Source organism: Allobosea sp. P4_H5 (assembly GCF_056400825.1).
The window spans coordinates 1-13,073 of the sequence record NZ_JBFUKM010000012.1 but is presented as its reverse complement, the minus strand read 5'-3'; the positions used below and the strand labels follow the sequence as shown (position 1 = coordinate 13,073).

The following is a 13,073-nucleotide window of genomic DNA, read 5'->3' as shown; positions in this document are numbered from 1 at the left end:
GGATGGGCATCCTCGAACTCACCTATCTCCTGCAGGGCCTGCTCTGGACCTTGCTGCTCGCCGCGATCGGCTTTGCCGGCGGCATCGTCTTCGGCGTCGTCATCGCGCTGATGCGGGTCTCGGACTCGCCCTGGCTGCGGATCCCAGCGATCGGCTGGATCGGCCTGTTCCAGGGCACGCCGCTGCTGATGCAATTGTTCGTCGCCTATTTCGGGCTTCCCTTGCTCGGCTTCGACCTGCCGGCCTGGGCTGCCGTCTCAGTGGCGCTGACGGCGCATGCCTCGGCCTTCCTCGGCGAGATCTGGCGTGGCGCGATCCAGGCCGTGCCGCGCGGCCAGAGCGAGGCCGCCGATGCGCTTGGCCTCCCCGCCCGCAGCCGGATGTTCGACGTGATCATGCCGCAGGCCTTCAAATTATCTCTGCCGGCGACTGTTGGCTTCCTCGTGCAGCTGCTCAAGGGGACTTCGCTCGCCGCGATCGTCGGCTTCATCGAGCTGACCCGGGCCGGCACGATCGTGTCCAACCAGATCTACAAGCCGTTGCTGGTCTTCGGCGTGGTCGGGGCGATGTATTTCGCCCTGTGCTGGCCGCTCTCGCTCTGGGGCCGCCGGCTCGAGCAGAAGATGGCGGCCGCGACGGCGAAATGAGGGGATGACCGTGATCGAGCCCAACAGCACCAAAAACGCCGCCGCCCCGATGATCGAGATGCGGCATGTCGAGAAGTTCTATGGCCCCTTCCACGCGCTCAAGGACGTCAATCTCAATGTGACCAAGGGCGAGAAGATCGTGCTCTGCGGCCCCTCGGGCTCGGGCAAGTCGACGCTGATCCGCTGCATCAATCACCTCGAGGCGATCAGGAGCGGCGAGATCACCGTCGCCGGCCATCGGCTGAACGACAGCCAGAAGGCGGTCGACGCGGTGCGCCGCGAGGTCGGCATGGTTTTCCAGCAATTCAACCTGTTCCCGCACAAGACCGTGCTGGAGAACTGCATCCTCGCGCCGATGCGGGTGCGCGGCCTCTCGCGCGCCGAGGCGGAAGCGACGGCTCGCAAATATCTGGAGCGCGTCCGCATCGGCGACCAGGCGGCGAAATTCCCGGCGCAGCTCTCCGGCGGCCAGCAGCAGCGCGTCGCGATCGCGCGGGCGCTGTGCATGGAGCCGAAGGCGATGCTGTTCGACGAGCCTACTTCGGCGCTCGATCCGGAGATGGTCAAGGAAGTGCTCGACACCATGGTCTCGCTCGCGCGCGACGGCATGACCATGATCTGCGTGACCCATGAAATGGGCTTCGCCCGGCAGGTGGCGGACCGCGTCATCTTCATGGCCGACGGCGCCATCGTCGAGGAGAACGATCCCGAGAGCTTCTTCCGGGCCCCAGCGCATGCCCGCACCCGCGCCTTCCTCGGCGAGATCCTGCACCACTAGAGCAGTTCCGCGATTCTCCGGATCGCGGAACTGCTCTAGTTCTTTATCTTATCGCATTTTCTTCACGCGAACCGGTATCCACTTCGCTTGAAAATGCTCTAGCCCCATCGAATGCATAAGGGGGCCGGACGCGCCGTGAAGCGCGTCCGGCCCTTTCCGGCTTAGCGGAACAGCGCCAGCGACTTGCTCAGCGTGATCCAGACGCCCCAGGCGAGCGGCAGGCCGACCACGGCCCAGGCGAGCAGCGCCGTGCCGTCGAAGCCGCCCTTGCCGATGCCGAAGGAACCGTACTGGACGGTGGCGTTGGCGCTCGCGCTCCTGGCCTGCAATGCCGCGACCTCCGCATCCTTCATGAACCACTTGGCCGCGACGGGGCGGACGAGCAGGTTGCAGATGAAGCCGAGCACCAGCATGCCGGCGAGGATGTACATGGTCCGGTCATAGACCTGCGCCCGCGGCACGCCGGCATTGATCTGCGCTTCGCGGATATAGTTCACCACCACCGGGCCGATGATGCCGGCGGTCGACCATGCCGTGAGCAGCCGGCCATGGATCGCGCCGACGAACTGGGTGCCGAACATGTCGGCGAGATAGGCCGGTACCGTCGCGAAGCCGCCGCCATACATCGACAGGATGATGCAGAAGAAGGCGACGAAGAGCGCAAGCGAGCCGGCATGCGCCGCCCAGGGCGAAAGCCCGTACATCAGCACGCCCAGCCCGAAGAAGGTGGCGTAGGTCAGCTTGCGGCCGAGCTTGTCCGAGAGCGAGGCCCAGAAGAAGCGACCCATGATGTTGAACAGCGAGAGCAGGCCGACGAAGGCGGCTGCGATCGTGGCGATCTGCTTTTTCTGCTCGGCGTCGAGGGTGGCGAAGCCGATCTCGGGCTTGCCGATCAGCGACCCCGCGAAGATCTCCTGCAGCATCGGCGAGGCCATGCCGATGACGCCGATGCCAGCCGAGACGTTGAGCGTCAGCACGGCCCAGATCAGCCAGAACTGCGGTGTCTTGTGCGCGTCCTTGAGATGGACATGGCCGGAGGTGATCATCGCGTTCTGCGTCGCCGGCGGGGTCCAGCCATCCGGGCGCCAGCCCGAGGGCGGGATGCGGTAGCCGAAAGTGCCGGCCATCATGAAGACGAAGTAGATCAGCGCCATGACGACGAAGGTCTGCCAGACGCCGACGGAGGCCGGGGTCTTGAACGTGTTCATCAGCATGTCGGCGAGCGGCGAGCCGATCATGGCGCCGCCGCCGAAGCCCATGATCGCCATGCCGGTCGCCATGCCGCGCCGGTCCGGGAACCATTTCACCAGCGTCGAGACCGGCGAGATGTAGCCGAGGCCGAGGCCGATGCCGCCGATCACGCCGGAGCCGAGCCACATCAGCCAGAGCTGGTGGGTGTAGACGCCGAAGGCCGAGATCAAGAGGCCGCCGCACCAGCACAGGGTCGAGACGAAGGCGGCCTTGCGCGGGCCGACGCGCTCGAGCCAGCCGCCCCAGATCGCGGCGGACGAGCCGAGCAGCACGAAGAACAGCGTGTACATCCAGCCGAGATCGGCGACCTTCCAGTCGCAGGCGGTGGTGAACAGCGAGGCGATGAGGCCGACATCGGCTGCGCAGGCGACGGGCTTGGTCACGCCGATCGCCTGGCTGAGCGGCAGCCAGAACACCGAGAAGCCATAGGCCATGCCGATGCACAGATGGATGCAGAGCGCGGCCGGCGGCACGAGCCAGCGGTTGAAGCCGGCCCTAGCGATGATCCTTTCGCGGTCGAGCAACCCTATGCCGGGGGTCGTCTCGCCGATTCCTTCTGCGATGCTCATCCCTCGTCCTTTTCCCCAAAACGCTGCCGTCCGCACCGGGGACTACCCCGGCTCGTTGCAACTGCCAATCGCGACGCTTGATCGGCCGTCGCGGCCATTCACCCGCTCGGCGCGGGCCTTATCTTGGCGCGCGCCTGCCGCACAAGCGGCGACAGCGCTGACGCATCCTTTTCGAAGCCGGTGCGGAAATCCTCGCGCATGCGCTTCGTCCAGAACTGGTTGATGTGGTCGGCGATCGCAGCGACCGCCTCGGCCTCGGGATAGGACTTGAAGAAATCGCCGATCTGGTTCGCCATGGAGGCGAGCTTGGCGAGGGTCTCGCCGGCATGATCTTGGGTCATCGCCTCGTTGCTCTTCGCCTCGATCATCTCGCCACGCTCTCCACGGTGTCGGCGAGGCGTCCGGCGAAGACGGTCGCGGAATCGGCTCGGGCGATGCAGACCAGGGTCAGGCCGAGCGCGTTCGCACGCTCGATCGCCAGCGAGGTCGGCGCCGAGATCGAGACCAGCGTGCCGGCCCCGAAGATCGCTGCCTTCTCGACCATCTCGAAGGAGGCCCGGCTGGTGACCAGCACGAAGCCGTTGCCCGCATCGTGGCCGGCGCGCAGGCGGGCGCCGATCAGCTTGTCCAGGGCGTTGTGCCGGCCGACGTCCTCGCGCACCGCCAGGATCGCGCCATCGCGGTCGCACCAGGCGGCGGCATGGACCGAGCGGGTCAGGCGGTGCAGCGGCTGCTGGCGTTCGAGTGCGCCGAGCGCCGCGCCGATTGCCGCAGGCGCGATCGGCGTCGCCGTGGCGGTGCGCGCTTCCGCCGTCGGCAGGTCGGCAAACGCCTCGACGCCGCAGAGGCCGCAGGAGGTGCGGCCCGAGAGGTTGCGGCGGCGGGCGAGATGCTCGCGAAAGCGGCCGGGCGCCAGCTCGACGCTGACGACGATGCCGTCCTGCTGCGGGGTGGCCGTGATCCCCCTGATCTCCTCCACGCTGCGGACGATGCCTTCGGTCAGGCTGAAGCCTGCGACGAAGTCCTCAAGGTCGGACGGCGTCGCCATCATCACCGCATAGGGCATGGTGCCGTAGACGATGTTGACGGGTGCTTCGACCGCGACTTCGGCGCTCACTCGATCAGCGTGATCGTCCGAACCGAAACGCACGGTCCGGACCTGGACCGCGTGGCTCGCCGGTGGCTGGGCGGGCGGGTTATTCCGCGGCATCGGGCAAGCGCCCCGCGATCAGGCGCAGCGAGACATCCTGCTCGCGATTGCGCTCCTGCCATTCGGAATAATAGTTCGTCCTGCGGACCTCGACCGCCGTGACCTTGTATTCCGGGCAGTTCGTCGCCCAGTCGGAATAGTCGGTAGTGATGACGTTCGCGCCTGTCTGCGCATGGTGGAAGGTGGTGTAGACCACGCCCGGCTGCACCCGCTCGGTGATCTCGGCGCGTAGCGAGATGTCGCCGGAGCGGCTGGCGAGCGCGACGAGATCGCCGTCCTTGATGCCGCGGCTCTCGGCGTCGAAGGGGTGGATTTCCAGCATGTCCTCGTCGTGCCAGGCCTGGTTCTCGGTCCGCCTGGTCTGCGCGCCGACATTGTATTGCGAGAGGATGCGCCCGGTGGTCAGGATCAGCGGATAGCGCGGGCCGGTTCGCTCCTGCGTCGGCACGTATTCGGTGATCATGAACTTGCCCTTGCCGCGCACGAAGCGGTCGACATGCATCAAGGGCGTGCCGGCCGGGGCCTTGTCGTTGCAGGGCCACTGCACCGAGCCGAGCTTCTCGAGCTTGTCGTAGCTCACTCCGGCGAAGCTCGGCGTCAGCCTGGCGATCTCGTCCATGATCTCGCCGGGATGGCCATAGGCCATGTCGTAGCCGAGCGCCCGCGAGAGATCGATCGTCACCTGCCATTCCGATTTGCCCGACAGCGGCGCCATCACCTGGCGGACGCGGTTGATGCGGCGCTCGGCATTGGTGAAGGTGCCGTCCTTCTCCAGGAAGGAGGAGCCCGGCAGGAAGACATGGGCGTATTTCGCCGTCTCGTTCAGGAACAGGTCCTGGATGACGACGCATTCCATCGCGGCGAGACCCGCGGTGACGTGCTGGGTGTTCGGATCGGACTGGGCGATGTCCTCGCCCTGGACATAGAGCCCCTTGAAGCTGCCGCCGACGGCTTCATCCAGCATGTTCGGGATGCGCAGGCCCTGCTCGGCGTCGAGCGGCACGCCCCACATCATCTCGAAGACCTGCCGCGTCGCATCGTCGGCGACATGGCGATAGCCCGAGAATTCGTGCGGGAAGGAGCCCATGTCGCAGGAGCCCTGGACATTGTTCTGCCCGCGCAGAGGATTGATGCCGACGCCGTCGCGGCCGATATTGCCGGTTGCCATGGCAAGGTTCGCCATCGCCATCACCGTGGTCGAACCCTGGCTGTGCTCGGTGACCCCGAGGCCATAATAGATCGCGCCATTGCCGCCGGTGGCGTAGAGCCGCGCCGCGGCGCGGACGTCGGCCGCCGGCACGCCGGTGAACTCCTCCGTGGCCTCGGGCGAATTGCGTTCCTCGGCGACGAAGCGGGCCCAGAGCTCGAAATCGGCGAGGTCGCAGCGTTCGCGGACATAGGTCTCGGCGATCAGCCCCTCGGTCACCACGACATGCGAGATCGCGTTGAGCAGCGCGACATTGGTGCCGGGCTTCAATTGCAGGTGATGGTCGGCCTTGATGTGCGGCGACTTGACGAGGTCGATGCGGCGCGGATCGGCGACGATGAGCCGGGCCCCCTGACGCAGGCGCTTCTTCATGCGCGAGGCGAAGACCGGATGGCCGTCGGTCGGGTTGGCGCCGATGACGATGATGACATCGGACTTGGCGACCGACTTGAAGTCCTGCGTTCCGGCCGAGGTCCCGAGCGTGGTCTTCAGGCCATAGCCGGTCGGCGAATGGCAGACGCGGGCGCAGGTATCGACATTGTTGTTGCGGAAGGCGGCGCGCACCAGCTTCTGGACGAGGAAGACCTCCTCATTGGTGCAGCGCGAGGAGGTGATGGCGCCGACCGACTCGCGGCCGTACTTGGCCTGGATGCGCTTGAACTCGCTGGCGGCGTGGCCGATCGCCTCATCCCAGGACACTTCGCGCCAGGGATCGGTGATCTTTTCGCGGATCATCGGCTTGGTCATGCGGTCCTTGTGGGTCGCATAACCCCAGGCGAAGCGGCCCTTGACGCAGCTATGGCCCTCATTCGCCTGACCGCCCTTATAGGGCACCATGCGGACGACGCGGTCGCCCTGCATCTCGGCCTTGAACGAGCAGCCGACGCCGCAATAGGCGCAGGTCGTTACCTTGGAATGCTCGGGCTGGCCGAGCTCGATCACCTTGTTCTCCATCAGGGTCGCAGTCGGGCAGGCCTGGACGCAGGCGCCGCAGGAGACGCATTCGGAGCCGAGGAAATCGGTCGGACCTGCGGCGACGCGCGAGTCGAAACCGCGGCCGGTGATGGTCAGCGCGAAGGTGCCCTGCACCTCGGCACAGGCGCGCACGCAGCGATTGCAGACGATGCACTTGCTGGGATCATAGGTGAAATAGGGGTTCGAGGTGTCCTTGGACAGCCAGTTCTCGTTGGCGTAGCCGTCCATCATCGCCGGCTTGACGTGGTTCTCGCCGTCATAGCCGTAGCGGACCTCGCGCAGGCCGACCGCTCCGGCCATGTCCTGCAGTTCGCAATCGCCGTTGGCCGAGCAGGTCAGGCAGTCGAGCGGATGGTCGGAGATGTAGAGCTCCATCACGCCCTTGCGCAGGGAAGACAGGTTCTCCGTCTGGGTGCGCACGACCATGCCGTCCTCGGCCGGCGTCGTGCAGGACGAGGGCGTGCCGCGCCGCCCCTCGATCTCGACCAGGCAGAGCCGGCAGGAGCCGAAGGGTTCGAGCGAGTCGGTAGCGCAGAGCTTGGGGATCTTGGTGCCCAGGCTCATCGCCGCCGCCATCACCGAGGTGCCGGCCGGGACGGTGACGCTCTCGCCGTCGATCGTCAGCGTCACCGTCTTCTCGGCGAGCCGGATCGGGGTTCCGAAATCGATCTCCTTGATCAGGCTCATCGATGTCTCCTCACTCGGCCGCCAGCGGCAGCGTCGGCGCCGGCGGGCGGTCGAAATCCTCGAAGAAATGGTTGAGCGCGCTCATCACCGGCATTGGGGTGAGCCCGCCCATGGCGCAGAGCGAGGCGTCGGTCATCAGCTTGTTGAGATCGCGCAGCACGGCGAGGTTCTTCGGCCGCTCGGTGCCCGCGATGATCCTGTCGACCAGTTCGACGCCGCGCGTTGCGCCGATGCGGCAGGGCGTGCACTTGCCGCAGCTCTCCTTGGCGCAGAACTCGAAGGCGAAGCGGGCTTGTTTGGCCATGTCGACCCTGTCGTCGAAGACGACGATGCCGCCATGGCCAAGCATCGCCCGGATTGATGCCAGCGCCTCGTAGTCCATCGGGGTGTCGAGCTGCTTGGCGGTGAGATAGGCACCGAGCGGGCCGCCGACCTGCACGGCCCGGATCGGCCGGCCCGACAGCGTGCCGCCGCCCATATCCTCGATGATCTCGCGCAGCGATATGCCGAAGGCGAGCTCGATCAGTCCGCCGCGCCTGATATTGCCGCCGAGCTGGACCGGCAGCGTGCCGCGCGAGCGGCCCATGCCGTAATCGGCGTAAGCCTTGGCACCGTGGGTCAGGATCCAGGGCACGGCGGCGAAGGAGAGCACGTTGTTGACGATGGTCGGCTTGCCGAACAGGCCCTGCAAGGCCGGGATCGGCGGCTTGGCCCGGACGATGGCGCGCTTGCCCTCCAGACTCTCCAGCAGCGAGGTCTCCTCGCCGCAGATATAGGCGCCGGCCCCGAGACGGACCTCGAGCTCGAAGGCCTTGCCCGAGCCGAGCACGGACGGGCCGAGCAGGCCGGCATTGCGCGCCTTCAGGATCGCCCGCTGCAGCGCCTTGTGGGCGTGCGGATATTCCGAGCGCAGATAGATGTAGCCTTTGGTGGCGCCGACCGCGATCGCGGCGATCGTCATGCCCTCGATCAGCAGGAAGGGATCGCCTTCCATCAGCATCCGGTCGGCGAAGGTGCCGCTGTCGCCTTCGTCGGCATTGCAGACGATGTATTTCTGTGTCGCCCTGGCGTCGTGGACGGTCTTCCACTTGATCCCGGTCGGGAAGCCGGCGCCGCCGCGGCCACGCAGGCCGGATTCCTTGACCTCCTCGACGATCGCCGCGCCGGTGAGCGAGAGCGCCTTCTCCAGGCCCTTCAGCCCGTCATGGGCGCGGTAATCGGCGAGCGAGAGCGGGTCGGTGAGGCCGACGCGCGCGAAGGTCAGGCGCTGCTGGCGCTTCAGCCAGTCGAGTTCCTCCACAGGGCCGAGGCGCAAGGCGTGCGCGCTTCCGCTCTGGAAGCCGGCCTCGAACAGGCCGATGACGTCTTTAGCCGCGACCGGGCCATAGGCGATCCGCCCCTCCGAGGTCTCGACCTCGACCATCGGCTCGAGCCAGAGCATCCCGCGCGAGCCATTGCGGATGAGCTCGACGTCGAGACCGCGAGCCTGCGCTTCCTTGGCAATCGCCTGCGCCACGCCTTCCGCGCCGACCGAGAGGGCGGCGGCATCGATCGGCACGAAGATACGAATGGTGTCGCTCATGCCTGAGCTCCGCACAGCGCCGCGACCCGATCGGCATCGACCCGGCCGAGCAGTTCGCCCTCGACCAGAACGGAGGGGCCGAGCGCGCAATTGCCGAGGCAATAGACGGTCTCGACCACCGCATCATGGCTGCCATGGCTGTCGACGACGATGCCGTGATCGCGGGCCAGGTCCTGCACCAGCGTTTCGCAGCCGAGCGCCTGGCAGGCTTCGGCCCGGCAGAGCTTGACGATACGGCGCGGCGGCGGGGCGGTGCGGAAGTCGTGATAGAAGGAGATGGTGCCGTGCACATCGGCCCGCGACAGGTTCAGCGCGTCGGCGATCAGCGGCACGGCCTTGGGATCGACATAGCCGAACTCCTCCTGCAGTGCATGCAGGATCGGCAGGGCCGCTCCTTCGAGATGCGAAAGCCCCGCGATGATCAGGCGAGCGCCGTCTTCGTCCCAGGCCGGGTATGCCGCCATGTCTCCTCCGTCCCCAGCCGGTTCGGCTCTCGATTGGAGGAATTGGACCTTAAGCTTGGAATCGGTTCAAATCGTTTGTTCCAACCGTATGATAGGTAAAACCTATCAAAAATAACCGAAGCGCGGATGGGGCCGGATGAGCATAGCACGATCTGGCCGATAAGCATCGATTATCGCGCGATTTTGCGGCGCACAAAAAACCCGCGCTACGACGCGATAGAGCAGGGCTATCGTACGATCGGGCGCTTCGGGAGCGCGGCCTCGGCGACCGGGCGCGTCATCATCAGGAGGTTGCGCGCCAGCGGCGCAAAGGGCTGCCGGTCGGCGACGATCAGGCCGATGGTGCGTTGCGCGGCCGGTTCGACCAAAGGCAGCGCCTTGGTGCCGATCGGCACGCCGAAGAATTCGAGCAGCTGGATCGAGACGATGCTGGAAACGCCCTGGATGCCGGCATGGGAGCAGAGGTTGAAGATCGAGTTGGTTTCGATCGCCGGCCGCGGCGCCGCCCCGACCGAGCGGAAGATGCCGTCGATGATGCGCCGGTTCTGCATGTCGGAGGTGAGCAGGCAAAGCTTGAGCTCGGCGGCTTCCGCCCAGGTGATCGTATCGCGTTCGCCGAACTCACCATCCTCGCGCGTCAGCAGCACGTAGGATTCCAGATAGATCGGCTTGGAGATCACCCGGTCGAGCGGCTCGTTGTCGAGATAGGTCAGGCCGACATCGAGCTCGAAATCGTCGATGCGCTGCTGGATCTCGGCGGAGGTCAGTGACAGCACCGTCAGCGACACTTCGGGGTAGCGCGAGGAGAACGGCGCGGTGATGTGCGCGATCATCGGCAAGGCGGTCGGGATCGCGCCGAGCCGGATGCGGCCGCTGATGCCCTCGCGCAGCTCCGCGATCGATTCCTTCATCAGGTCGGCCTCGGCGAGGATGCGCCTGGCATGGGCCAGCACCGCCTCGCCCTCCTTGGTCAGGCCCTGGAAGCGCCGGCCGCGCTCGACGATCAGCACGCCGAGCTCTTCCTCGAGCTGGACGATCGCGGCCGAGAGCGTCGGCTGCGAGACATGGCAGGCCTCGGCCGCCTTGCGGAAATGCTTTTCGCGAGCAAGCGCGTCGAGATAGACTAGCTGGCGGATGATCATGGCCGCATCTCAGGCATCCCCGTCGAACGGCGCTGGCTCCGGTTCGACTCCCACTCCCTGCGGCGCGCCGCGAGCAGTCTTCCCAGATTCCCGAGATTTCCGATAGGCACGACGAAAAGGGGCCGCTGCCGCGGCCCCTTCCCAAAGCTCGTGCCGCCGCTCAGTTGTGATGCGGCAATACACCGGCACCGCGGCCCGGCCGGCTTTCCACGTCCTTGAAGTGCTCGTGATAGGCGAGGTACTGCGCCTGTTCGGCGAGGGCTCGCTGGTTCTGGACCTGCTCATGCACGATGCTCTCGGCCCCGAGCTCGGTGGCATAGGCCATGGAGCTCGCTCCCGAAAGCAGAAGTGCCGCCGCGAGGGCGACAATCTTGCGCGAAAGCATGGCAATCTCCTGTGTGATCAAGTCGCCCATGAGATGAGCTAGTCACCGCAGGGCGGTTTCCAACGGCCCTGCGACGAGCAAGGGCTCACATTCCCGTTACGCCCTCCAGCTCCGGCAAATGGTCGCCGTCGAAGGCCGGATACTCGTCGCGCGACCGTGCAGGTTGGAGCAAATCCGCCACACCCGGCCATTTTGACGGGATGTGAACGGCTGTTCATTGCCTCGCGCGCGGGGCTGCCTAAGCCTGCCGCTGCGGTTGGGGCCTGATTTGTCGATGCCGAACGATCTGAAGCTTGCGCGGATGCTGCCGGCGCGGGGCCGGCTATGCCAGTCCGTTTCGTCGCTCGCGCTCGGCCTTGCTCTGCTCGCTGCCGTGCCTGCCGCTCTCGCCCAGTCGGTGACCGGCACCGGCGACGTCAATCCGACCGTGCCGGGGCCGCCGCTGCCAGACTGGAATCTCGGTGGCGCGCCCCTCACCGTCGGCGAGACCGGGACTGGCACGCTGACGATCGAGACCGGCGGCACGGTCTCGAACACCAATGGTACGATCGGCTACAACGCCGGCAGCACCGGCACGGTGACGGTGACCGGCCCCGGCTCGAGCTGGACTAACAGCAGCTCCCTCTATGTCGGCGATTCCGGCACCGGCACGTTGACCATCGAGAATGGCGGCACGGTCTCGAACACCTACGGCAATATCGCCAGAAACTCCGGCAGCGTCGGCGCGGTGACGGTGAGCGGTTCCGGCTCGCGCTGGAGCAACAGCGACGCGCTCCTTGTCGGCAACGCCGGGACCGGCACGCTGACCGTCGCGGCAGGCGGAACGGTCTCGAACACCACGGGCCAAGTCGGCTTCAACCCCGGCGGCATTGGCACGGTGGCGGTGACGGGCGCCGGTTCGAGCTGGACCAACAGCGGCGACCTCTCAGTTGGCTACCTCGGCACTGGCACGCTGACCGTCGCGGATGGTGGGACGGTCTCGAACACCACGGGCTATGTCGGCAGAGACTTGGGCAGCACCGGCGCGGTGACGGTGAGTGGTTCCGGCTCGCGCTGGAGCAACAGCGGCGACCTCTATGTCGGCCACTCCGGCACCGGCACGCTGACCATCGAGAATGGCGGCAGCGTGAGTACCGCGCTCTTTGGTTATATCGGTACTTTGAGCGGCGGCACCGGTACTGTGACTGTGAGCGGCGCTGGCTCGACCTGGACCAACAGCGGCGAGCTCACTGTCGGCTATGGCGGTACCGGCACGCTGACGATCGAGAGTGGAGGCAAGGTCTCGAACACCACTGGCTATGTCGGCAGAAACGCCGGCAGCACCGGCACGGTGACGGTGACCGGCGCCGGCTCGCGCTGGACCAACAGCGCCGAACTCTATGTCGGCTATCAGGGCACCGGCACGCTGACCATCGCCGATGGCGGCACGGTCACCACCGCCGGGGCGGGCGGCTCCATCGGCACGCAGGCCGGTTCGACCGGTACTGTGAAGGTGACCGGCGCGGGCTCGACCTGGACCATCAACAACGTCTCGGCCATGACCGGCGAGCTCTATGTCGGCTCGGCCGGCACCGGCACGCTGATCATCGAAGATGGCGGCGCGGTCCGGAATACCTCCGGCTATCTCGGCTATGCCTCCGGCAGCACCGGCACCGTGACGGTGACCGGCACGGATTCGCGCTGGACCGTCGTCGGCATCCTCGATGTCGGCCATGACGGCGCCGGCACGCTGACCATCGCCAATGGCGGAATAGTCCAGGCCGTCCTCAGCCAGATCGGAAAAAACGGCTCCGGTACCGGCGCCGTGACAGTCACGGGCGCCGGCTCGATCTGGCAGACCAACAATGGCATCGAAATCGGCGGCAACGGAACAGTGACCGTCGAAAAGGGCGGCTATGCCAGAGCAACGTGGGTGAACCTTTACGGCGGCACGCTGAACCTGGTCGGCGATGCCAGCAGCGGCCGTGGCGTGCTGGAAGCCAACTACATCATCGTCAACCCCGGAGGCACGCTCAATCTGGACGGCGGCATCCTGCGCGCGCGCATGAGCTCGTCATGGTTTCTCGACAGTTATGGCGTGGTGACCATCGGCGCCAACGGCGCCTTCTTCGACAGCAACGGCTACGACATCGACGTTTCGGCCAATCTCGGCGGCAGTGGCGGGCTGACCAAACAG

General features: G+C 66.4%; 10 protein-coding genes and 1 pseudogene. 3 read left to right on the top strand and 8 right to left on the bottom strand.

The features are described from left to right. The first annotated feature begins 2 nt into the window (after positions 1-2). Both AC1DS0_RS22865 and AC1DS0_RS22860 read left to right on the top strand, forming a co-directional pair. Entirely contained in the window at positions 3-647 is a 645-nt protein-coding gene (locus tag AC1DS0_RS22865; protein ID WP_476816553.1) for an amino acid ABC transporter permease, read from the top strand. Between the two features lie 58 nt (positions 648-705). Further along, positions 706-1,425, top strand: coding sequence for an amino acid ABC transporter ATP-binding protein (locus AC1DS0_RS22860; RefSeq protein ID WP_476816733.1), 720 nt, complete (start codon positions 706-708; stop codon positions 1,423-1,425). Between the two features lie 161 nt (positions 1,426-1,586). Here AC1DS0_RS22860 and AC1DS0_RS22855 read toward each other — a convergent pair whose 3' ends face one another. From AC1DS0_RS22855 to AC1DS0_RS22820, 8 genes are all read right to left on the bottom strand, one after another. Continuing rightward, positions 1,587-3,245 carry an OFA family MFS transporter gene (locus AC1DS0_RS22855; protein ID WP_476816552.1) on the bottom strand — a complete coding sequence of 553 codons (1,659 nt, stop codon included), beginning with the start codon at positions 3,243-3,245 and terminating at the stop codon, positions 1,587-1,589. 98 nt (positions 3,246-3,343) lie between these two features. Beyond that, positions 3,344-3,613, bottom strand: coding sequence for a formate dehydrogenase subunit delta (locus tag AC1DS0_RS22850; protein WP_476816551.1), 270 nt, complete (start codon positions 3,611-3,613; stop codon positions 3,344-3,346). Then, complete coding sequence (fdhD, locus tag AC1DS0_RS22845) at positions 3,610-4,362, bottom strand: formate dehydrogenase accessory sulfurtransferase FdhD (RefSeq protein ID WP_476816550.1); 753 nt, start codon at positions 4,360-4,362, stop codon at positions 3,610-3,612. Before fdhD ends, AC1DS0_RS22850 begins: the two co-directional genes overlap by 4 nt. Before the next feature lie 79 nt (positions 4,363-4,441). Then, positions 4,442-7,324 carry a formate dehydrogenase subunit alpha gene (gene fdhF, locus AC1DS0_RS22840; protein ID WP_476816549.1) on the bottom strand — a complete coding sequence of 961 codons (2,883 nt, stop codon included), beginning with the start codon at positions 7,322-7,324 and terminating at the stop codon, positions 4,442-4,444. A 10-nt stretch (positions 7,325-7,334) separates the two neighbouring features. Next, positions 7,335-8,906, bottom strand: coding sequence for a formate dehydrogenase beta subunit (locus AC1DS0_RS22835; protein WP_476816548.1), 1,572 nt, complete (start codon positions 8,904-8,906; stop codon positions 7,335-7,337). Then, positions 8,903-9,370 (bottom strand): NAD(P)H-dependent oxidoreductase subunit E, encoded by a 468-nt coding sequence (locus tag AC1DS0_RS22830; RefSeq protein WP_476816547.1) that lies wholly within the window; start codon positions 9,368-9,370, stop codon positions 8,903-8,905. Before AC1DS0_RS22830 ends, AC1DS0_RS22835 begins: the two co-directional genes overlap by 4 nt. Before the next feature lie 227 nt (positions 9,371-9,597). Next, complete coding sequence (locus tag AC1DS0_RS22825; RefSeq protein ID WP_476816546.1) at positions 9,598-10,512, bottom strand: LysR family transcriptional regulator; 915 nt, start codon at positions 10,510-10,512, stop codon at positions 9,598-9,600. Positions 10,513-10,672: 160 nt separating this feature from the next. Further along, a complete protein-coding gene (locus tag AC1DS0_RS22820) occupies positions 10,673-10,897 on the bottom strand; it encodes a hypothetical protein (RefSeq protein ID WP_476816545.1) in 225 nt (74 codons plus the stop codon). 274 nt (positions 10,898-11,171) lie between these two features. Here AC1DS0_RS22820 and AC1DS0_RS22815 point away from each other — a divergent pair. After that, positions 11,172-13,073 (top strand): annotated as a pseudogene (locus AC1DS0_RS22815) (autotransporter domain-containing protein); the annotation flags it as partial.